Source organism: Niveibacterium microcysteis, from assembly GCF_017161445.1.
GTDB lineage: Bacteria > Pseudomonadota > Gammaproteobacteria > Burkholderiales > Rhodocyclaceae > Niveibacterium > Niveibacterium microcysteis.
In genome coordinates, this window is record NZ_CP071060.1 from 4788252 (window position 1) to 4808998 (window position 20747).

General features: G+C 67.3%; 23 protein-coding genes and 1 riboswitch. Of the genes, 14 read left to right on the forward strand and 9 right to left on the reverse strand.

Annotated features, from left to right (window positions below; genetic code table 11):
- Positions 1–4: 4 nt before the first annotated feature.
- Positions 5–733 (reverse strand): substrate-binding periplasmic protein, encoded by a 729-nt coding sequence (locus JY500_RS21715; RefSeq protein WP_172202208.1) that lies wholly within the window; start codon positions 731–733, stop codon positions 5–7.
- Entirely contained in the window at positions 730–1056 is a 327-nt protein-coding gene (locus tag JY500_RS21720; RefSeq protein WP_206254594.1) for a DUF1840 domain-containing protein, read from the reverse strand. The genes JY500_RS21715 and JY500_RS21720 overlap by 4 nt, the downstream gene beginning before the upstream one ends.
- A gap of 89 nt (positions 1057–1145) precedes the next feature.
- Between JY500_RS21720 and can the strand changes: the two genes are divergently transcribed.
- On the forward strand, positions 1146–1787 hold the full coding sequence (gene can / locus JY500_RS21725) for a carbonate dehydratase (RefSeq protein WP_172202204.1): 642 nt from the start codon (positions 1146–1148) through the stop codon (positions 1785–1787).
- A 72-nt stretch (positions 1788–1859) separates the two neighbouring features.
- Here the strand turns inward: can and JY500_RS21730 are convergent, their stop codons facing one another.
- Positions 1860–2099 (reverse strand): hypothetical protein, encoded by a 240-nt coding sequence (locus tag JY500_RS21730; protein WP_206254595.1) that lies wholly within the window; start codon positions 2097–2099, stop codon positions 1860–1862.
- Between the two features lie 221 nt (positions 2100–2320).
- Between JY500_RS21730 and JY500_RS21735 the strand changes: the two genes are divergently transcribed.
- Together JY500_RS21735 and JY500_RS21740 are read left to right on the forward strand one after the other, a co-directional pair.
- Complete coding sequence (locus JY500_RS21735; protein ID WP_172202200.1) at positions 2321–3049, forward strand: response regulator; 729 nt, start codon at positions 2321–2323, stop codon at positions 3047–3049.
- Positions 3049–4377 carry an ATP-binding protein gene (locus JY500_RS21740; protein WP_206254596.1) on the forward strand — a complete coding sequence of 443 codons (1329 nt, stop codon included), beginning with the start codon at positions 3049–3051 and terminating at the stop codon, positions 4375–4377. Before JY500_RS21735 ends, JY500_RS21740 begins: the two co-directional genes overlap by 1 nt.
- On the opposite strand, the gene JY500_RS21745 is transcribed toward JY500_RS21740, so the two are convergent.
- The gene (locus tag JY500_RS21745) at positions 4374–5063 is read right to left on the reverse strand and encodes a hypothetical protein (protein WP_206254597.1); all 690 of its coding nucleotides are present in this window, start codon (positions 5061–5063) and stop codon (positions 4374–4376) included. The two genes, JY500_RS21740 and JY500_RS21745, sit on opposite strands and share 4 nt — an antisense overlap.
- Before the next feature lie 92 nt (positions 5064–5155).
- Between JY500_RS21745 and JY500_RS21750 the strand changes: the two genes are divergently transcribed.
- Positions 5156–7069, forward strand: a complete 1914-nt coding sequence (locus JY500_RS21750; protein ID WP_206254598.1) for an ATP-binding cassette domain-containing protein — start codon at positions 5156–5158, stop codon at positions 7067–7069.
- Between the two features lie 33 nt (positions 7070–7102).
- Here JY500_RS21750 and JY500_RS21755 read toward each other — a convergent pair whose 3' ends face one another.
- Entirely contained in the window at positions 7103–7537 is a 435-nt protein-coding gene (locus tag JY500_RS21755; protein ID WP_206254599.1) for a hypothetical protein, read from the reverse strand.
- Positions 7538–7923: 386 nt separating this feature from the next.
- Here JY500_RS21755 and JY500_RS21760 point away from each other — a divergent pair, with 386 nt between their 5' ends.
- The 9 genes from JY500_RS21760 (at position 7924) to JY500_RS21800 (ending at position 16340) form a co-directional block, all read left to right on the forward strand.
- Positions 7924–8283, forward strand: coding sequence for a 50S ribosome-binding protein YggL (locus JY500_RS21760; protein WP_172202186.1), 360 nt, complete (start codon positions 7924–7926; stop codon positions 8281–8283).
- 133 nt (positions 8284–8416) lie between these two features.
- Complete coding sequence (locus tag JY500_RS21765) at positions 8417–8707, forward strand: hypothetical protein (RefSeq protein WP_206254600.1); 291 nt, start codon at positions 8417–8419, stop codon at positions 8705–8707.
- A gap of 166 nt (positions 8708–8873) precedes the next feature.
- Positions 8874–10142 (forward strand): Nramp family divalent metal transporter, encoded by a 1269-nt coding sequence (locus tag JY500_RS21770; protein ID WP_206254601.1) that lies wholly within the window; start codon positions 8874–8876, stop codon positions 10140–10142.
- A gap of 86 nt (positions 10143–10228) precedes the next feature.
- Positions 10229–11374 (forward strand): glycoside hydrolase family 5 protein, encoded by a 1146-nt coding sequence (locus tag JY500_RS21775; RefSeq protein WP_206254602.1) that lies wholly within the window; start codon positions 10229–10231, stop codon positions 11372–11374.
- Positions 11375–11439: 65 nt separating this feature from the next.
- Positions 11440–12153, forward strand: coding sequence for a DUF3047 domain-containing protein (locus JY500_RS21780; RefSeq protein ID WP_206254603.1), 714 nt, complete (start codon positions 11440–11442; stop codon positions 12151–12153).
- Entirely contained in the window at positions 12141–13700 is a 1560-nt protein-coding gene (locus JY500_RS21785) for a phospholipase D family protein (protein WP_206254604.1), read from the forward strand. Before JY500_RS21780 ends, JY500_RS21785 begins: the two co-directional genes overlap by 13 nt.
- 144 nt (positions 13701–13844) lie before the next feature.
- On the forward strand, positions 13845–14366 hold the full coding sequence (locus tag JY500_RS21790; RefSeq protein WP_206254605.1) for a Spy/CpxP family protein refolding chaperone: 522 nt from the start codon (positions 13845–13847) through the stop codon (positions 14364–14366).
- A gap of 47 nt (positions 14367–14413) precedes the next feature.
- Entirely contained in the window at positions 14414–15103 is a 690-nt protein-coding gene (locus tag JY500_RS21795; RefSeq protein WP_172202172.1) for a response regulator, read from the forward strand.
- Position 15104: 1 nt separating this feature from the next.
- Positions 15105–16340: an ATP-binding protein gene (locus tag JY500_RS21800; protein ID WP_206254606.1), complete on the forward strand. Its 1236-nt coding sequence runs from the start codon at positions 15105–15107 to the stop codon at positions 16338–16340.
- An 11-nt stretch (positions 16341–16351) separates the two neighbouring features.
- Here JY500_RS21800 and JY500_RS21805 read toward each other — a convergent pair whose 3' ends face one another.
- From JY500_RS21805 to JY500_RS21820, 4 genes are all read right to left on the reverse strand, one after another.
- Positions 16352–16957, reverse strand: a complete 606-nt coding sequence (locus JY500_RS21805; protein ID WP_206254607.1) for a hypothetical protein — start codon at positions 16955–16957, stop codon at positions 16352–16354.
- A 72-nt stretch (positions 16958–17029) separates the two neighbouring features.
- Positions 17030–18166, reverse strand: coding sequence for a pyridoxal-phosphate-dependent aminotransferase family protein (locus tag JY500_RS21810; RefSeq protein ID WP_206254608.1), 1137 nt, complete (start codon positions 18164–18166; stop codon positions 17030–17032).
- Positions 18167–18248: 82 nt separating this feature from the next.
- Positions 18249–19061, reverse strand: a complete 813-nt coding sequence (locus JY500_RS21815; protein ID WP_206254609.1) for a helix-turn-helix transcriptional regulator — start codon at positions 19059–19061, stop codon at positions 18249–18251.
- 50 nt (positions 19062–19111) lie between these two features.
- The gene (locus tag JY500_RS21820; protein ID WP_206254610.1) at positions 19112–19651 is read right to left on the reverse strand and encodes a YbhB/YbcL family Raf kinase inhibitor-like protein; all 540 of its coding nucleotides are present in this window, start codon (positions 19649–19651) and stop codon (positions 19112–19114) included.
- A 136-nt stretch (positions 19652–19787) separates the two neighbouring features.
- A riboswitch (cobalamin riboswitch) is annotated at positions 19788–19999 on the forward strand.
- Positions 20000–20163: 164 nt separating this feature from the next.
- On the opposite strand from JY500_RS21820, the gene JY500_RS21825 reads away from it, so the two are divergent.
- On the forward strand, positions 20164–20739 hold the full coding sequence (locus JY500_RS21825; RefSeq protein WP_206254611.1) for a hypothetical protein: 576 nt from the start codon (positions 20164–20166) through the stop codon (positions 20737–20739).
- The last annotated feature ends 8 nt before the right edge of the window (positions 20740–20747 follow it).

The window sequence follows — 20747 nt, forward strand, 5'->3', positions numbered from 1 at the left end:
GATATCAGCGGTAACGCTGCATCAGGGCAGCGAACTCGCCGGCGGCGGCCAGTTCGCTCAGTGCCTGCTCAAGCGGTGCCAGCAGGCGTTGGTGCGGTGATGCGCGCGACAGCGTGAGGTAGGTGGGCTGGCCGACAATGCGATAGGGCGCCTTGTCGAAATGCAACTGCATTTCGCGCATCATCCAGTCCGCCTCGGCCTCGGGGATCACGACGGTATCGATACGGCCGGCCCGCAACTTGCGCAGGGCCGCGGCGTAGTTGTCGGAGACATCCTTGCTGAGTTTTGCATCGTGGTCGAAGGTGGGCGAGTAGGACTTGCCCATCTCGACACCAATCTGCAGCTTGGCCAGATCCTCGTAGCGCTCGATCCGCGGGCCGTCAGGGCGCACGAGGAAGCGCTTGTCCACCGGAGGCAGGTTCGGCTGCAGGTAGTGCAGAAAAGTGGCGCGCTCGGGCGTCAGCAGCAGGCCGATCATCAGATCGGCCTCACCTTGCCGCATCATCGCGAGTGCCCGCGCCGGCGGCACTTCGACAAAACGCAAACGGCAACCGACGCGCTGCGCAAGGCGCTTGATCAGGTCGAAATAGATGCCGCGGGGCTCCGCGCCGGCAAAGATGCGAAAGGGCGGCGCCGCGTCGCCAACCACGGTGAGGGTTGGCACGTCATCGGCCGCCACGGCGCGCAAGGCGCCGAAGAGCAGCAGCAGTGCAAGCAGTAGCCTGCGCATCATTCCCAGATAACGGGCTGTTCCTCGGCCAGCGAGTATTGCATCAGCTCGATCAGCGGCGCCGCGCGCTGCCACAGCGCAACCGGGCCATCCATGCCGCGCGGCGCTTCCTCGTCGTCGGCCTCGTCCATGGGTGCCGGCGTACGCGCCTTGTCCGCGGCCACCGCATCACGCAGTGCAGCAATCGCGCCCGGCAACTGTGCAACGGTGACGATGCCTCGGGCGTCGTCCGGATCCTTGCCAATGACTTCCAGCAGAACGCGCGCAACCTTGCCGAACATGATGACGTCGCCCGCCGCGCGGGACTTGAATGTAACGATGGACATGCTGCCCTCCTGTTGCGCTGTTTGTTGCGGTGCAGGCAGGGCGGCCGCAGCCGGGTAAAATCGCGCATCCCCCCGCTCTGGCCGCCAACATGAAACGACTTGACCAACTGCTTGAACGAAATCAGGAATGGGCCCGCGAGATGGTCGCGGAGGACGCTGAATACTTCTCGCGTCTGGTCGCCCAGCAAAACCCCGAATACCTGTGGATCGGCTGTTCCGACAGCCGCGTGCCCGCCAACCAGATCGTAGACCTCGCGCCGGGTGAAGTGTTTGTTCACCGTAACGTCGCCAATCTGGTGGTGCACACCGATCTGAACTGCCTGTCAGTGCTGCAGTATGCCGTCGACGTGCTGCGTGTGAAGCACATTTTGGTCGTCGGTCACTATGGCTGCGGCGGCATCAAGGCTTCACTGAACGATCTGCGCCTTGGGCTGGTGGATAACTGGCTGCGCCATGTGCAGGACGTGCGCGACAAACATCGCGACCAACTCGCCACGATCGACGACGACAAAGCCAAGGTCGACCGGCTGTGCGAGCTGAACGTCGTCGAGCAAGTCGTCAACATTGCGCAGACGACGGTCATGAAGGATGCGTGGCAACGCGGCCAGCCGGTCACGGTGCACGGCTGGTGCTATGGCCTGCAGGATGGTCTGGTGCGCGATCTGGACATGAGCATCGGACGCGAACGCGACCTGCGCGACGCCTACCTCGCGGCGGTCGGCAGCGCATAAAAAGAAGCCGAGCCCGCCTCGTGGGCGGCGGCTCGGCCAAGGGCACGCTTCAGAAGGGGTGGGCGCGCCGCGTCACCCCCGGCAGTTCGCATCGCGACGCGCCTTCGCCTGCGCCACCGCGACAGGTTTCTCCGCACTCAGGCGCGCTTGCGCAGCGGGGCTGCGATGCCCGACCACCACGATGCGCGGCACCGGCGCATCGGCTTGAAGGGGCAAGGTGATCGGCGCTTTGCCCGGGCGCGGGCGTTGCTCCGCGGCATGCGCGGCGCCAGCCGCCAGCAGGGCGGCCAGCAGCAAGACTGTGGATTTCATGGCTTCCTCGTTTCTGCCCGTACCGCCGGACGGGCTTCGGCCGCGCGGCGGGAGGACTCGGGGTAGAGCGGTACCGCGCAGGTCGGCATCTGAACCCGGCCACATGTCGGCACCATGTCGGTGAGCGCGCGCCGTGTATCGTTCTGTGTCGCGCTCGCCGAGCGACAACTGGTGTTACCGCGCGGCTGTCGGAGCACCGCGCTTGGCGGTATAAACGCAGCATGGAACAGATTCCCCACATCCTGATCGTCGACGACGATCGCGAGATCCGTGCCCTGCTCGCCGCCTATCTGGGCCGCAACGGTTGCCGTGTGAGCCTCGCTGGCGAAGGCCGCCAGATGCGCGAAGTGATGGAAGCCTCGCGCATCGACCTTGTCGTGCTGGACCTGATGATGCCCGGCGAGGACGGCCTCTCACTCTGCCGCACGCTGCGAGGCACCGGCGATCGCACGCCCGTGATCATGCTGACCGCGCGTGGCGAGCCGGTGGACCGCATCCTGGGCCTCGAAATGGGCGCGGACGACTATCTGCCCAAGCCCTTCGAGCCACGCGAACTGCTCGCGCGCATCCGCAGTGTGCTGCGCCGCGCGCAAGCCCTGCCGACCAACCTGAGCACCCCGGGCGCGCGCAACTTCCGCTTCGAGGGCTGGCACCTGGCGGTCGAGACGCGCCAGCTGACGTCCCCCGATGGTGTGCTGGTGCCGCTCTCCGGCGCCGAGTTCCGCCTGCTCAACGCCTTCCTGACTCACCCCGGCCGCGTACTCAATCGCGACCAACTGATGGATCTGACCAAGGGGCGCGACGCCGACCCCTTCGACCGTTCGATCGACCTTCAGGTCAGTCGGCTGCGTACGCGGCTTGGCGAAGATGCCCGCAGCCCGCGACTGATCAAGACGGTGCGCAGCGAGGGCTATGTTTTCGCAGTGCCGGTCGAAACCGAGGCCGCCTGATGCAGCTTCGCCTGATTCCGAAGTCACTTGCGGTCCGCATCTTCTTCCTGATGGCGGGTGGCATCGTGGCGGCGACCTTCCTGTCGCGCTGGGTGATCGAGAAGCTCTACATCAACGAACTGGAGCAGCTCGGCCGCACCTCGGCGATCGAACGCATCAGCGATGTCGTGCGGGTGCTCGACGCAATACCGCGCGAAGCGCGCCCACAGGCGGCCGCCGGCATTTCCTTCGAGCGCCTGGCAGTCAGCTTTCCGGCACAGATCGGCAACGGCGCCGAGGTCGAGCCGGCGTTGAGCGACAAACTCGCGCGCGGGATTCGCCGCGCGCCGGGCAAGGTCAGCCTCGAGGCGCTGCCGCCGCCGCCCTGCACGCCCGACGTGATGCCGGACTGCAAGGATCTCGCCAAACGTTTCGCGGCCGAACTGGCGCTCGCGGACGGGCAACCGGTGCGGGTCGAATACACGACGCGCTGGATCAAGATCGGCGACGCGGACTGGGTACCCTGGGTGATCGGCATCGCGATGCTGGTGGTGCTTGCGTGGCTGTCGGTACGCATCGCCACCCGGCCGCTGCGTGCCCTGGCCGAGCACGCCACCGGGCTCGGGCGCGACCTGCGGCGCAAGCCGCTGGACGAGAACGGCCCCACCGAAGTGCGCGACGCCGCACATGCCTTCAACACGATGCAGGCGCAGATCCGCCGCCAGATCGATGAGCGCACGCAGATGCTGGCCGCGATCGCACACGACCTGAAGACACCGCTCACGCGCATGCGCTTGCGGCTGGAGTTGATCGACGAGGACGCGCTGCGCAACAAGTTCAGCGAGGATCTGGGCGCCATGCAGTCGCTGATCGACGAAGGCCTCGACTTCGCTCGCAGTGTGGATGCACAGGAACAGGCACAACGGATTGACCTTTCGGCCCTGCTCGACAGCTTGTGCGAAGACGCCCGCGACACCGGGCAAGCGGTGGCATTCAAGGGCGAGGCCGGCATCATCATCCCCGCACGGGCCAACGCCCTGCGGCGGGTGTTCCTGAACCTGATGGACAACGCCGTGAAGTACGGCGGCGACGCCGAGGTCAGCGTCAGCCGCCAGGGCGGCGAGATCGCGGTGCGGGTGCGCGATCACGGCCCCGGCATTCCGCCCGACCAGCTGGAAAACGTGCTGAAACCTTACTTCCGGCTCGAAGGCTCGCGCTCACGCGAAACCGGCGGCACCGGTCTCGGACTCGCGATCGCCGCCAACCTCGTCAACGCCCAGGGCGGGCGCCTGAAGCTGCGCAACCATCCGGATGGCGGACTCGAAGCGGAAGTGAAGATCGCGGGCTAAGGCGTCGGGGCGGACTGCGGGCCGGCTTTCTCCGGTCTGGCTTGGCCCGACTCTTTAGCTGCGCGCTTGGCTTCGTACTCGCGGCGTTTTGCCTCGTAGTGTTCTTTGTCGCGCTTCGCCTGTGCTGCGCGTGCTGACGCCTCTTCCGCGTCCTGCTTTCGCCTGTTTGCCAGTTCAGCGTCGCGTTTCGCGCGGTTGGCCTGTTCCGCCTTGGCGCGTTCGGGCGCTTCCAAAAGGCGGCGATTGTGTTCGGCCTGCCGACGTGCGCTGTCTTGCTGCTGTACGGTGCGCGAAGTCTCGGATTCACGCGCTTGACGCCGCTGTTCCTCAGCCCGCGCTGGCCGCCCGGCTTCGCGCTCCGCTTCGCGTGCGGCAACTTCTCGCGCCTTAACCGCACGCTCGAGCCGGCTCGCGGCGATTTCCTTTTCCCGGACAGCCTTGCGGCGTTCGACCAAGGCTTCATGCAGCTGATCTCGGCAGCGATTGACGAGGATCTTCTTTGCGCACTCGGCCTCGCCGCTAAGGCGATCACGCTCGATGGTCGCGAACTCGGCCGCGGCCTCGGCGCGCAATTTTTCGGCCTGCTGGCGATCGGCCTTGTCGCGTGCCGAGCCCTCGTCTTCGGCCAAGGCCGGCGTGGCAAACAGGCATAGGGCGAGCAGAAGGGGCGTGACGGAACGCGACATGCGAAGAGACGGAATCGGGGAGGCAGAACGATAGCCGATTTTGCAGCGCAGCGCGCCGTTACAATTGTGGGTTTTCGCTGCCCGGCCTTCCCATGATCCTCTTCCGCAACCTCGTCATCGCCCGCGGTGCCAAGCGCCTAATCGACGGCGCCAGCCTGCAGATCCACCCCGGCTGGCGAATCGGCCTGGTCGGCGCCAACGGTAGCGGCAAATCGACGCTGTTTGCGGCCCTGCGCGGGCTGCTGCATGCCGAGTCGGGCGACCTCGAGATGCCGGCAACCTGGACCATCGCGCATGTGGCGCAGGAAACGCCGGCGCTGGACCAGCCGGCGATCGAGTACGCCCTCGACGGCGACGCCGAGCTGCGCCGGCTTGAAGCCGAGCTCAAGGTCGCGGAGGAAAAGCACGACGGCCACCGCATCGGCGAGATCCATGCGCGGCTGCTCGAAATCGACGCCTACGGCGCGCGCGCCCGCGCCGCCGCACTGCTCGATGGCCTCGGCTTCCTGCCGAACGAGATCGAACGCCCGGTGGCGAGCTTTTCAGGTGGCTGGCGCATGCGGCTGAATCTGGCGCAGGCGCTGATGTGCCGCTCCGACCTGCTGCTGCTCGACGAGCCGACCAACCACCTCGACCTGGATGCCGTGGTGTGGCTGGAAAAATGGCTGGCCGGTTATCGCGGCACGCTGGTGCTGATCTCGCACGACCGCGACTTCCTCGACGGCACGGTGGACCATGTGCTGTGTCTGGCCGACCAGCGACTGACGCTCTACACCGGCAACTACAGCGACTTCGAGGGCCAGAAGGCGGCGCAGCTGGCGCAGCAGCAATCGATGTTCGAGCGCCAGCAACGCGAAGTGGCGCATCTGGAAAGCTACATCAACCGCTTCCGTGCAAAGGCCACCAAGGCCCGCCAGGCGCAAAGCCGGATCAAGGCGCTCGATCGGATGGAGCGCATTGCCGCCGCGCATGTCGACACACCCTTCGATTTCACGATCCCGGCACCCGAGCGGGCGCCGGACCCGATGCTGGTACTTGAGGACATCGCCGCCGGTTACGGCGACAAGCGCGTGCTGGAACATGTGAAACTCACGCTGCGGCCCGGCATGCGCATTGGCCTGCTGGGGCCGAACGGCGCCGGCAAATCCACCCTGATCCGGCTGCTCGCCGGCGACACCTCGCCGCTCGGCGGCACCCGCACCGAAGCGCGCGGCCTCGCGGTCGGCTACTTCGCGCAGCACCAGCTCGAACAGCTGCGCGAGGACGAATCGCCGCTCGCCCACTTCATTCGCCGAGAGCCGCAGACGCGCGAGCAGGACTTGCGCAATTACCTTGGCGGTTTCGACTTCCGCGGCACGATGGCCGACACGCCGATCGGGCCTTTCTCGGGTGGCGAGAAGGCGCGACTCGCACTGGCGCTGCTGGTGCGAGGCCAGCCCAACCTGATGCTGCTGGACGAACCGACCAACCACCTCGACCTTGAAATGCGCCACGCGCTGACCAAGGCGCTGGCCGAATACGAGGGCAGCATGGTGCTGGTGTCGCACGACCGCGCGCTGCTGCGCACGGTGTGCGACGCCTTCCTGCTGGTCGCCGATGGCAAGGTCGAGCCCTTCGACGGTGATCTCGACGACTACCTCACCTGGCTTGAGGCGCGCCGCGCCCGCACCGCCGCGGCCAACGCCTGCCAGGTCGCCGCGCAGGACAAGGCTGAACGCCTGCAGGCACGCGCCGACGAGAAGGCGGAGCGGCAAGCCAAGATCGCCCGCCGCCGCCCGTTGGTGAAGGAGCTCGAGCAACTCGAACGCAAGATGGAAGGCTGGAACGGCGAGAAGAAGCTGCTCGACGCGCGCCTCTCAGACCCCGCGCTCTACAACGGCAGCACCGACAACGCGAAGATCCAGACCCTGCTCAAACGCCAGGGCGAACTGACAACGCTGATCGACGACGGCGAACTACGCTGGCTGGAAATCCACACCGAGCTGGAAGAGATCGGCGAGGTGTAGGCGGCACGCTCGCGGCGGTCGCCGGATGCTTCGTCAGCGGCCGGCCAGGCAGCCCTGCAGATCCGGCAGCGGCGTGCGTTCGGCGCTCGCCACGCCCTCGTAGTTGATGCCGTTACGACGCACGATCACCGACTTCGCGTCGGGCTTGATCGGAAACCAGTATTCGGTGCGGCCGCCGACCACCGGCACCACCTTCACACTGGCACCGTCCATCAACGCGAGCACGGTCGGGTGGTTGAAGTTCAACGCCTCGCCAACCGGTTTGAGGCGTTCATCGCGCATCTGGCGAACCAAGGGCTGAAGCCGGTTGTTGATGCAGTTCTGTTGCGCTTCGTTGGCCGAATCCGGGCCGTAGAGCGACATCGTGATGCCACCGTTCTGCCACACCGTATTGGGTGTGGCGGATTGTGCGATCGGGCTGGTGAGCGCTGCGGTCAGCGCGAGCAAGGTCAATCTGGCTGCATGCATGTGTGCGATTCCGTTCATCGGGCGGGCCACGCATACGCCTGCGCGCCGCCTGAGGCAGAGTCTACCCGATGCCCACGTCATCGGCGGCGACCGGTCCATGCAGGGCGGTTCAGTCGGGCGGATGCCGGCAAGTTGCGATGGCTCCCGTTACGGGCACGAATCCGGGCGATAATGGCGCCCGCAGCAACGATCGCTCAGAGGCCGTTCGCTGATCGTCGGGCCCCGCGCCCCGCCGGTCACCGGCCCTCCTCAGTTCGGTTCCCGCTCGGACACCGATTGCCCTCTGGCGCGGCCTACCCGGCCCGCCGATGCGCCATCCCGCACCACCCGCCCGGCACACCCACCGGTGTGCCCGGGCTTTGCCGCGTCAACGCGAAGGATCTGCCATGCCCCACGCCAATACCCGAACCCGCATCCGTGGAATGAACCGCCGCCAACGCAAGAAAATCCGCGTCGGCGAATTCCAGGAATTCGTCTTCGCGTTCCGGCTGGCGACGCATGCGCCGCTGTCCGCCAGCGAGTTCGCCCATTTCTCCGAGGCCTTCGGCCGCTTTGTCGGCGACACCGGCCCGATCGTCGGCGGTATGGCGCGCCTTGAGGAAGATGGCGCAATCTTTGGCAGCGTCGCCTCTCGCGACCGCGGCTCGCCGAGCGAAGCCAACCGCGCAGCGGTGGAGGGTTGGTTCAGCGCGCGCGCTGAAGTGGCCACCATCGAAGTCGGCCCGATGTTCGACGCCTGGCGCTGAGTCGTACCGAGAACGCCCGGCTCTTAAGCCGGGCTTAACTCAGCCTAATCAGGTCTTAAGCCGGCGGTTTGCAGAATGCAGTCGTGCACTCGATGACGAGTCGCCGAACCAAGCCAACAACCGGAGAATGACCATGAAGAAGCTGATCCTTGCAGTGTCCGCCCTGACCTTCGCTGCCGGCGTGTTTGCTGCCGATGCGGCGCCCGCCGCGAAGACCGCGCCGACTGCAACACCGGTGGTGAAGACCGCCGAACCGGCGAAGACGACGAAGACCGAAGCAGCCGCGCCCGCCAAGCAAAGTGAAGCGACCGCCGCGACCACCCCGGCCAAGACGACCGCGCCGACGAAGAAGGCCAAGACGCACAAGGTGAAGGCCACCAAGGCACCTGCAACGCCGGCCAGCACCGACACGCCGAAGAAGTAGTCACCTGAACAAGCTGCCAGGACGAGCCGGACTCAATAGCGAGTCCGGCTCGTTTCTATTTGTATCGATAGCACTGATCAATCGCCACAACAGCAAGATGCAATTCGACCGGGCCTCGGGCGGCACGCGACACTGTCGCCTAGACCAAAGCGTCCGGAGCCATTGCATGACCCAGCTGATTCTTGCCATATCGGGCAGCCGCCAAGCGAACTTGCCGCCCGCGACGCTGCGCCGCATGGTCGGCCCCGGGCTGATGGTCGCGGTTGGCTACATGGATCCGGGCAATTGGGCGACCGACATCGCCGGCGGTGCGGGCTTCGGCTATCGGCTACTCGCCGTCGTGGTATTCGCCAGCGTGCTCGCGATGGGCTTTCAGGTGCTCGTGGCGCGGCTTGCGCTGGCCACCGGTGAAGACCTTGCAAGCCTCACACGCCGGCATTTGCCCACGCCACTCGCCAAAGTGGCCTGGCTTGCCGGAGAAGCCGCGATTCTCGCAACCGCGCTGGCGGAACTGGTGGGTGGCGGCATCGCACTCAAGCTGTTGCTGGGCTTGCCCTTGCCGCTGGGGGTGGTGCTCACCGCGATCGGCACGATCAGCGTGCTGGCGGTGTCACGCCTGCGCAGTGGCGCACATGAGCAGCTCGTCAGCGCGCTGGTGGCCGTCGTCGCGCTGGCCTTCCTGCTGCTGCTGGTGGAGATCGGGCCGGACTGGGGCGCGGCGGCGCAGGGTGTGGCGCAGACCGGTACTGCATTGGCCGACCCCAAGGGTCTGATGATCGCGCTCGGCATCGTCGGGGCGACGCTGATGCCGCACAACCTCTACCTCCACGGCAGCGAGATCGCGCGCCGTGCGCAGGGCCTCGACGACGCAGCGCGAATCGACGCACTGCGCGTGACACGCAACGACACGCTGGTTTCGCTGACGCTGGCCATGGCGATCAACGGCGCCATCATGATCGTGGCGGCCGCGTCGTTCGCCGGCGGTGCCAACGTCAGCAGCCTCGATGGGGCCTACAGCGCGATGCGCGACCAGCTCGGCCCGCTCGCTGCGATCGCCTTCGGCGTGGCGCTCTACGCGGCGGGGCAGAGTTCGGCGATCACCGGTGTGATGGCGGGCAGCGCGCTGACGCGGGGCTTCCGCGGCGACGCCGGCTCTGAGCGCCTTCGCGGCATCATGACGCGCCTGGCAGCCGTGAGCATCGCACTCGCCTTCATGGCCCGGCGCGGCGTGGGCGACCCCGACGGCCTCCTGGTGCTGAGCCAGGTCGTACTCGGGCTTGCCCTGCCCTTCGCGCTGGTGCCGCTCACCTGGCTGGCGTGCCGCGGCACGCTGATGGGGCGCTTGGCGCTCAGCGGCTTCGCGAAGGCAGCCCTGATCGCGGCGACCACGCTGATCGTGCTGCTCGACCTCAACCTCGTTGCCGCCTGCTTCTGAGCTGGGTCAGCAAAGCCGCAGCGGGCCGCTATGCATCGCCGTGGCGGGGCGGGAAGATGGGCGCCTCGTGAGCCGAGACCCCACCGATGCCCCGCCTCTTCGCTGCCCTTCTGCTGCTTGCCTTGTCAGCGTGCGCCAGCACACCGGACTACCCGCCGCCTGCTGCGCCCTCGCGCAAACATGCCCTACCCGAAACGACGGGGCCGCACCGCTTCCTGCACGCGGCCGGCACGCAATGGGTAGATGAAGCAGGCGGCCCGGTGCGGCTGCGCGGCGTGGCCTTCGGCAACGAGGTGTACTCGAAGAACCCGCTTCCGACGACCCACCACGGCGAGGCCGACTACGCGCGGCTGCGCGACATGGGCATGAACCTGGTGCGCTTCTACCTTTACTACGGCACGCTGGAAGACGACACCGCGCCGTTCCGATACAAGCAAAGCGGCTGGGACTGGCTGGATCGCAACGTGGCCTGGGCGCGCGCGCACGGCATCTACCTGATCCTGAATCTCCACGTGCCGCAGGGCGGCTTCCAGTCGCTCGGCGAAGGCGGCGCGCTGTGGTCGCAGCCGGCCAACCAGGACCGCTTCGTTGCGCTGTGGCGGGCGATCGCCGCGCGCTATGCCGACGAACCGGTCATCGCCGGCTATGACTTGCTCAACGAACCCGTCGTGCCGCGCGGCAAGCAGCAATGGCAGCAACTCGCGCAGCGCACCGCCAACGCGATCCGCGAAGTCGATCGCCGCCACAGCGTGATCGTCGAGCGCGTGAATGCCGTCGCCGGCAAGTGGGACAACGATGCCGAGATGAACTTCGTCACCATCAGCGACCCCAACGTCGTCTACACCTTCCACTTCTACGAACCCTTCGCCTTCACCCACACCCATGCGCCCTGGGCCGGCATGGCCCGTGTGGAGGGCGGGCAGTGGGGGCCGCAACGACACGCGGAGATCACCAGCGGCTTCAAGCGCTACCTCGACTGGGGCGCGCGCAAGGGTGTGCCGCTCTATCTCGGCGAGTTCGGGCTGATCCGTGCTGCCTTTGAAGCCAATCGCAACGGCCTGGGCTGGGCGGCGGACATGATCGACCTTGCCGAGGCCGCGAACCTGCCCTGGACCTGGCACAGCTACCACGAGGACCACTTTGCGCTGTACTACGGCTATGGCACGCCGATCAATCCGGATAAGGCCAACCAGGCTCTGATCGATTTGTTGCGGGACAAGCTGGCCCGCTGAGCGGGATGCATGGGCGAGCGATCCGGTGCAAGATGCCGGCGTTCCGCCAACGATCGGAGTTCCGCATGCCCGCTGCCCTTCGCAAGTCGCTGCTTGTCCTGATCCTTGGATGCTTCGCGGGCGCCGCGCTCGCCGACGCACCCTGCGCCCCGCGCAAGCTGGGCTTCGACCAGCCCGGCTGGGCACACCGGCCGCTGTCGAAGACCAAACGCGACACCAAGTACAGCGTGGCGGACGACGGCGGCACCAAGGTGCTGCATGCCGATGCCGATGGTTCGGCCTCGTACTTCGTCAACGCCTTCGCGCGCCCGGTCGCCGCGCCACCGGTGCTTCGATGGCGCTGGCAGACGGACGCCGCGGTACCCGGCGCCGACAACCGTGACAAGAAGAAGGAAGACGCCCCGCTGCGTGTGATCGTGGCGTTCGACGGCGACGTCAGCACACTGCCCGAGGAGGAGCAGAAGCGCTTCAAGCGTGCCAAAACCCTGCTTGGCAAGAGCGTGCCCTACGCGGTGCTGATGTACACCTGGAGCGACAAGATCGCGAATGACACGGTGGTGCCCTCGGCACACAGCAGCCAGGTCAAGATGATCGCGATCGCACCGGGCACGCTGGGCCAATGGCAAACCCTGTCGCGCGATGTGGCGGCCGACTACCACCGCGCCTGGGGCAGCGAACCGGGGCCGGTGCTCGGCGTGGCCGTGATGAGCGACACCGACAACACCGGCGCCAAGGCGGCCGGCGACTACGCGGACCTCGCCTTCGAATGCGGCCGCTGACCGGACTGCGCGCCGCCCTGCTCGCCATCGCGCTGGCGCTGGGTGGCTGCGCCAGCCTGCCGACCGACATCGCGCGCAACGAATCCCATGCAGCGACCGACACCGCCACGACGCGGCTGGGCCGAGCGTCGGCAACGCTGACCGGCGCCCACGCCGGCAGCAATGCCTTCCGCCCCTTGCCAGACGGCGTCGACGCGCTGCTCGCACGGCTCGCGCTTGCCAAGGCGGCGGAGCGCACGCTCGACCTGCAGTACTACATCTGGCGTGACGACCTCACCGGCCGCCATCTCGCCCATGCGCTGATCGACGCCGCGGACCGTGGCGTGAGGGTGCGGGTGTTGCTCGACGATGTAGGCACCGGCGCCGACGACGACGTGCTGCTGGCGCTCGACACCCATCCCAACATCGAGATCCGGCTCTTCAACCCGGTCGCCAACCGCAGTTTCCGCATGTTGGGCATGGCGTCGGACTTTTCGCGCACGAACCGGCGCATGCACAACAAGGCCTTCATCGCCGACAACCAGGCCGCCATTCTCGGTGGCCGCAATATCGGGGACGAGTACTTCGATGCCGGCAGCGATGTCGCCTTTGGTGACCTCGACGTGCTGACGCTCGGCCCGGTGGTGCCGGAGGTCTCGGCCAGCTTCGACAGTTTCTGGAACGCCGCGGCCTCGTTGCCGATCGCAGCGCTCGCCGGGCGCGCTGGCGACGCAGCGGCGCTTGCAAGTACCCGCGCGGCACTCGATGCCTTCGTAGCGGCAGAAAACGAAAGCCCGTATGTCCAGGGTCTTGCGGCAGAGGTTGCACGCGTGACGGACGAGCGCGACGGCCAGTGGTTCTGGGGCAAAGCGCGGTTGCTGCACGACGACCCGGACAAGATCCAGCATGCACCCGGGCAGGCACAAGGCACCCTGCTGACCCAGTTCGGCAACATCGGCGACGAGGTGCGCACCGACCTGTTCGTGGTGTCGCCCTACTTCATCCCTGGTGACGCTGGCGTTGCCTGGTTTCGCAAGCTCACCGATCGCGGCGTGAAGGTCACCATCCTAACCAACTCGCTCGCAGCCAGCGACGTCGGCGCCGTGCACTCGGGCTACAAGCGCTATCGCGAGGCGCTGCTTGAGGCTGACGTGCGTCTCTACGAACTCAAGCCCACCGCCATCGAAGCAGCGAAGGACAAGAAGAAGAAGCTTTTCGGCGCGTCGCGCGCATCGCTGCACGCCAAGACCTTCCTGTTCGACCGGCACGCCGTGTTCATCGGATCCTTGAACCTCGACGCGCGATCGATCGAACTCAACACCGAGATCGGCCTGCTCTGCGACAGCGCGGACATGACGCGCCGCATGGCCGAGGGGCTGGAAAACAATCTCGATGCCGTCGCGTGGCGGCTCGCGCTGGCACCCGATGCGAACGGCCAGAAGCAACTGGTCTGGATCGAACAAACGCCGGACGGCGCACTGACGCGCACCGAAGAGCCGGATGTTGGCCTGATGCGCCGTATCGGCGTGTGGTTCCTTGGCCTGCTGCCGATCGAATCGCAGCTCTGATCGAAGCGCGCCGGCGCACAGCCGGGCCCGGCGTCGCTTCACATAACCTGCTTCACATAACTTTACCCAGCCTACAAATCGCGCCAACGCAGCGCTCGCAGACTCTTCATCGGGCTCTCCCACACTCTGATGAAAGGTCTCACCATGCCTGCCACCGAATTCTTCCGCACCGCACGCCGTATCCTGCCGGCGCGTAAAACCATCGCTGCCTTCCTTGGCGGCATTGCCGTCGCCCTGGGTGTCGGCGCGATCGCGGCCGGGCACGGCCTCGCCGACGGCATGCACGGCCATGCGTCCTCGACACAGCACAGCCCGGACGAGATGAACCGGCACATCGAGCACATGCTCAAGCACTTCTATGCAGAGATCGACGCCACCGACGCACAGCGCGCGCGCATCGAACCGCTGGTGAAGCAGGCTGCAACCGAACTGATGCCGCTGCACGATCGCTTTCACGCCAGCCACGCCGATGCGCTCAACCTGCTTGCCGAAGCACCCGACCGCGCCGCGCTGGAGCGCTTCCGTGCAGGCCAGATGCAGGCGATGGACCAGGCCTCACGGCGCCTCACACAGCTGATCGCCGATGTCAGCGACGTGCTGACGCCCACCCAGCGCAAGCAGCTCGCCGAGCACATCGCGGAACATCACCACCTCGGCCGCGGCTGAAGGCCCCCGGCGCTCGCCGCACATCGGGTGCTAGAGTCATAGCCAATATGGCCGCACACCTGCTGCTCGTTGAAGACGACGCCCCGCTTGCCGAGATGCTTACCGAGTACCTCGGCAGTGCGGGCTTCGTGGTCACGCATGCGGCCACCGGCGCTGGCGCGCTGCAACAGCTCGCGCGGACGGATTTCGATGCCCTCGTGCTCGACCTGATGCTGCCCGACATGGATGGCCTCGACGTCTGCCGCCAACTGCGCGCTCGGTCGGATCTGCCAGTGTTGATGCTGACCGCCCGCGGCGATGCAATTGACCGCATCGTCGGCTTCGAGCTTGGCGCGGACGACTACCTGCCCAAGCCATTCGAGCCGCGCGAGCTGCTGGTGCGGCTGCGCGCGATCCTGCGACGCAGCCGCGGGCCGCTCGGCGCCGAACAGGCACTGCACTTCGGACGGCTCGAGATCGACCGCGCCGCGCATACCGCGCGGCTCGACGGGCACGCGTGCAACCTCACCAGCTACCAGTTCGCCTTGCTGCGAACCCTGGCGGAGAACGCCGGCCGCGTGATGTCGCGCGAGGCACTGATGGATCACGCCAAGGGCGAAACACTCGAAGCCTTCGACCGCTCGATCGATGTGCACATGTCGCGCATCCGTGCGGCAATCGAAGACGACCCCAAGCAGCCGCGCCGCATCATCACCGTACGTGGCGCCGGCTACCTGTTCGCGAAGGCGCAGGCCTGAGATGTCGCGCCTCTACCTGCGCTTCTACCTCACGCTGCTCGTCTGCCTCGTGCTGTTCGCCCTGGCCGGAACGCTCGTCATGCATCGCGCCGGCGGGCCGGTTTCGCAAGCGTCCGAAGCACTCGCGCGGGTTGTGCAGAACGCACTGCCACCGGCCGATGCGCCGCGCGCCGAACAACAGGCGGCCGTCACCCGGCTGGTATCCGGCCTCTCGGCCAATGTCAGCCTGCTGCGCGCGGATGGAACTCCGATCGCAACGATCGGCATGCCGCTACGCCTGCGTCACGCCTCAGAACACGGCGGTCCTTCACCCGCCTGGGTCATCCGACTGCCGGACGGGCGCTGGCTGCTGGCCAGCGTGCCGATCGGTTTCGGCCACCCGGCGCATGTTTTGCTGCTGGCGCTGGTGGCCCTGGCGCTGCTCGTTGCGCTGGCGGCCTACCCGATCGTGCGCCGCATCACGCGACGACTGGAACGCCTGGAGGCCGGCGTCACCGCGCTGGGCACCGGCAATCTCGGCGCGCGCGTGGCGGTGGAGGGGCACGACGAAGTGGCACGCTTGGCCGAGCGCTTCAACGATGCAGCCGCGCGTATCGAGTCGCTGGTCGGCGCGCAACGCTCGCTGCTCGCCCACGCATCGCATGAGCTGCGCACACCGTTGGCGCGTATCCGCATGGCGGTCGAGTTGATGAAAGACGCGGCCGAGCCGCGACGTAAAGCGGGGCTGGAACGCGATATCGCCGAGCTCGACGCCCTGATCGACGAGATCCTGCTGTCGAGCCGCCTCGACGCCATCGCGACGCCCGCCACCACCGAAGCGATCGATCTGCTGGCGCTGCTCGCCGAAGAGTGTGCGCAGTACCCGGACACCACGCTGGAGGGCGAAGCCGTGGTAATCGCCGGTGACGGCCGCCTGCTGCGGCGGTTGATCCGCAACCTGCTCGACAATGCACAGAAACATGGGCAAGCCCCGACCACCGTCAGATTGCACACCACCCCGAGCGAGGCGGTGATCCGCGTCTCCGACGCGGGCAGCGGCGTGCCTTCAAGCGACCGTGAGCGCGTCTTCGAACCCTTCTACCGCCCCGCCGGTGCGGTATCGACGCGCGGCAGCGGGCTTGGACTGGCCTTGGTGCGCAAGATCGCCCGGCACCACGGCGGTGATGCGCAATGCCTTGAAGCGGGGACTGGCGCCAGCGCCTTCCTCGTTACATTGCCGATCCGGCTGACAAACTAACGCAAACGGCCTCAGGAATTCGACCCGCACCGCTCGAACACTGAGCGATCGAGCAGGTCGTAGCGGGTCGTGCTGCCATCGACTTCCTTCAGCTCGAAGGCATCCTTGCCGAGCGGCGTGATCGCATTTACATCGGGCGGCCAGGTCAGGCCGGTGTCGTACATCCACACGATCTGCTGGCCGGCGATTCCCCAGGAGCCGGACATCGCGGTGCGTGGGCGAGCGGTGTCGCGGTATGCGTCGGCATGGAAGCTGCCGTCTTCGTCCAACACCACGCGGTAGTGCTCTTTGCCGCGAGTCGCCGCCCAGATGCCGACGTACTCGCAGGGCGTGTTGGGTAGCGCATCGAACAGCTTGCGGCGCTCGGCAAAGCTTCGCCGCCCCGCCTCGTCCGATTTCGCGTCGACGCAGGCGACGAACGCCTTCGTCGATTCAAGCGCGGTGCGCTGCTTGGGGTCGAAGTGCGTGGCGTTCTTGCACTGAAGCACGACGTTGGCCTTCTCGATGCGCCCGTTGCTGCACGACAGCGGCGCGGTAACGAGGCCGATCGCCACCGCAACGGCGATCAGCGACCACAGCAATCGTTTCGGCGTAACACCGAGGTAAGGGTTGTCCATATTGGTTTCTCGATGCGCCGGCCGCAGCGGGCAAACGCCCAGCGGCGCGGCCCGGATCGCCGGTGACGCCGCTCAGCGGCCCAGCACCTCACGCAGCGCGGCAGTGCACAGGCGGATGTTCTCGACCCGCGCGCCGTAACCCATCACGCCGATGCGCCACACCTTGCCCGCCAGCGCGCCAAGGCCTGCGCCGATCTCCAGCCCGTAGTCGTTGAGCAGCGCCGCGCGCACCGCGGCGTCGTCCGCCTTGGCCGGAATGCGCACTGCGTTGAGTTGCGGCAGGCGCGCGTCGGGGCGCACGACGAAGTCGATGCCCATCGCTTCGAGCTTGTCGCGCAGCATCTCGTGCATCGCGCGGTGGCGCGCCCAGGAGGCTTCCAACCCCTCTTCGGCCAGCATCACCAGCGATTCGTGCAGGCCGTAGAGCGGGTTGACCGGCGCGGTGTGGTGGTAGGTGCGCTTGCCGGCGCCGGACCAGTAACCAAGCACCAGGTTCAGATCCTGGAACCAGCTCTGCACCGGGTGCTTGCGCGCCTTGAGCTTGGCCACCGCGCGCTCGCCAAAGCTCACCGGCGAGAGGCCTGGCGTGCTCGAAAGACACTTCTGGCTGCCCGAGTACGCCGCGTCGATGCCCCATTCGTCGAGCAGCACCGGCACGCCGCCGAGCGAGGTGACGCAATCCATGATCGTCAGCGCATCGTGTTCGCGTGCGATCTGCGCCAGCGTGGCGGCGTCCGACAGTGCGCCGGTCGAGGTTTCGGCATGTACGAAGGCGAGGATGCGCGCCTGCGGATGTGCCTGAAAGGCCTTGCGCACCTTGTCCGGGTCGACCGGCGCGCCCCACTCGTCTTCCACGATCACCGGCGTGCCACCGCAGCGGCGCACGTTCTCGGCCTGGCGGCCGCCGAACACGCCGTTGACGCACACGATCACGGTATCGCCCGGTTCGACCAGGTTCACGAAGCAGGTTTCCATGCCGACCGAACCGGGCGCGGAGACCGGGAAAGTCAGTTCGTTCTTGGTCTGGAAGGCCCAGCGCAGCAGGGTCTTGAGCTCTTCCATCATGCCGCTGAAGGCTGGGTCGAGGTGGCCCACCGTGGGCAGCGCCATCGCCTGCAGCACACGCGCCGGCACATCGCTCGGGCCGGGGCCCATCAGCACGCGACGAGGCGGGTGGAAGGAGGTGATCTGCGGCGCGCTGCGGTCCATGTAGGGCTCTCCGACGGGTTCTGATGAGTCGCCGATGGTGGTGCCGCGGGTGCGGGCTGGTCAAGCCCGCAACAACCCTAGTTCACGCCGGCTCGGCCACTCCGCGGCGGTGGCCGCGGATCGCTGTGGGCGCAAAGCCGAAACGACTGCGGAAACGTAACGCGAAGCGGGACGCGGACTCGTAACCGACCGCCTCGGCGATGCGCGTGACTGGCATCGCGGTGGATTGCAGCAGCTGCATTGCACGCGTCATCCGCACATCGACCAGCAGTTCGCTCAGCGCGGTGCCCTCGGCCGCCAGGCGGCGGCGCAAGGTGGCTTCGCTGATCGCCATCGCAGCAGCGATCTGGTCGGTATTCCACGCGCGGCCCGGCTCGGCGTCGAGCAGGCCGCGCACCCGCCGCACGAAGGACGGCGGCGGTGCCTCGGCAAAACGGCCGCCGTGATGCGCGAGCCACACCAGCAACTCGGCCATGCGATGGCGCGCAACACCTTCAGGCACCACGTCGGGCTGTGCGATCGCGTCGCGCGCATGCAGGCAGGCGTTGGCAAACGCATCGCCCTGCGGATGGATCGCCAGCACATCGCGAATCGGCGGCGCGTCGCAAACGTGTGCGGCGAGCAGCGCCGGTTCCCACACCAGCCAGAAAGCCTCGTAGCGGCCATCCGGGCCAACGCGGTTGGTCACATCGAAATGCTGCCCGCCGGCAATCGCCAGCGCCTCACCAGCGTGCAACACGCAGTCGCCACCGGCCCAGCTGAGCGCTTTCTCGCCGTGCGTGATGAAGATCAGGATCGGCGTGTCGATGAACACCCGCGCAAAGCGCAGCGCCTGGCGCTGCACGATGCGCGCGGTGCTGCCGACGCCGGGGCGGGTATGTATCTCGGGGCTCATGGATTGCGTGGCGGGCGGTGATGCCCGCCAGTGTCGCCGATCCGGGCCGCTCAGCGCGCACCGGTTGCCGTCAGCGACGCGCGGCCGAGCGTCACGCTGCGCATCATGAAGCCGAGCATCGCCGGCGTGGCGTGCGCGGGCAGGTCGAAGCGGTCAACGTTCAGCGCATGCACGGTGACGATGTAGCGGTGCGTTTCGCCCACCGGCGGGCAGGCGCCGAGGAAGCCGGGCTGGCCGGTGTCGGTGTTGAGCTGCATCGCGGCCGCCGGCAGCTTGCCCGCTGCGCTGCCGGCGCCGGCCGACAAGGCGCTTGTGTCGGCCGGCAAGTTCGCGACCACCCAGTGCCACCAGCCGGAGCCGGTCGGCGCATCGGGGTCGTACACCGTCACCGCAAAACTCCTGGTGCCGGCAGGCGCGTTGTCCCAGCGCAGATCGGGCGAGACATTCCCGCCGCTGCAGCCGAAGGCATTGGCGTATTGCGCGGGCGCCAGCTTGCCGCTCGCGAGCGCATCGCTCTTGAGCGTGAAATCGGCCGCGCTGGCCGGCATCGCGATAAGGGTGGCAATCAGGGCGAGGGATCTGAGTTGCATGGCAGGCTTCCTTGCAGGGTTTCGGTGTCATCAGTATCGGCACTGAGCAGGGCGCCGTGCGTGCCAAGTCGATCGATTTCGGTGCCGATCCGATCACACGCGCCGCGCTCGCCCCCGCCACGCCGTGCGGGTACACTCAGCCCTTACAGCAGCAGGTGCCCCGATGGCGTTCGCCGGAGGGGTGAAACGGGAAGCCGGTGCGCCTTCGGGCCATTCCGGCGCTGCCCCCGCAACGGTAAGCGAGTGAAGACGCGGCAAGACGCCACTGTGGCAACACGGGAAGGCGCTGCGTCGGTGCCAGCCGGCACGCTCGCAAGCCCGGAGACCGGCCTGATGCTGACAGCGGGCATTGCGGGTGGGCGATGCCGCGTGAGGTGCATCCCCTTGCGCGAGCTTCCCTCCGGCCAGCCCGTTCGTTCCCGATGTGGCGCGGGCGTTGCGCTGCCTCGGGGTGTTGCTACGCGACCGTGCCGGCCTGCCGTGGCCCCGGTCCGCTCCGAAAGGGTTATTCGATGCTCGCACCCGCCCGCCGTCCGCAACTGGCCATCGCCACCGCACTCGTTCTGCTGATGACCGCCAGCCGTGGCCATCACCTTGCCTCGCTCGCGCACCTGCCGGGCGCATCCTGGGCCGTGTTCTTCCTCGCCGGCGCCTATCTGCGCCCGCGCTGGGCGCTGCCTGCCCTGCTCGGCCTGGCCTTCTCGCTCGACTACGTCGCGATTGCCTGGCAAGGCGTCAGCGAGTTCTGCGTCAGTGCCGCCTATGTGGCACTGATCCCGGCCTACGCGGCACTGTGGGGTGCCGGCCGGCTGTACGCCGCGCGCCACAGCGACACCGTGCGTACCCTGCCCTGGCTGGCGGTGTGCGCGCTCGGCGGGGTCGTGATCTGCGAACTGATTTCGAGCGGCAGCTTCTACTTCTTCTCCGGCCGCTTCGCCGAACCAACGCTTGCGGTGTTCGCGGAACGGCTGGCGACCTACCTGCCGGGCGACCTGGGCAACGCGGCTTTCTGGATCGTCATGGCGACCGGTGTGCACGCCTGCTTTGCGATGCTGGCGCACACCGCGCCGCGCGGGCAGCGCACATGAGCCAGGCG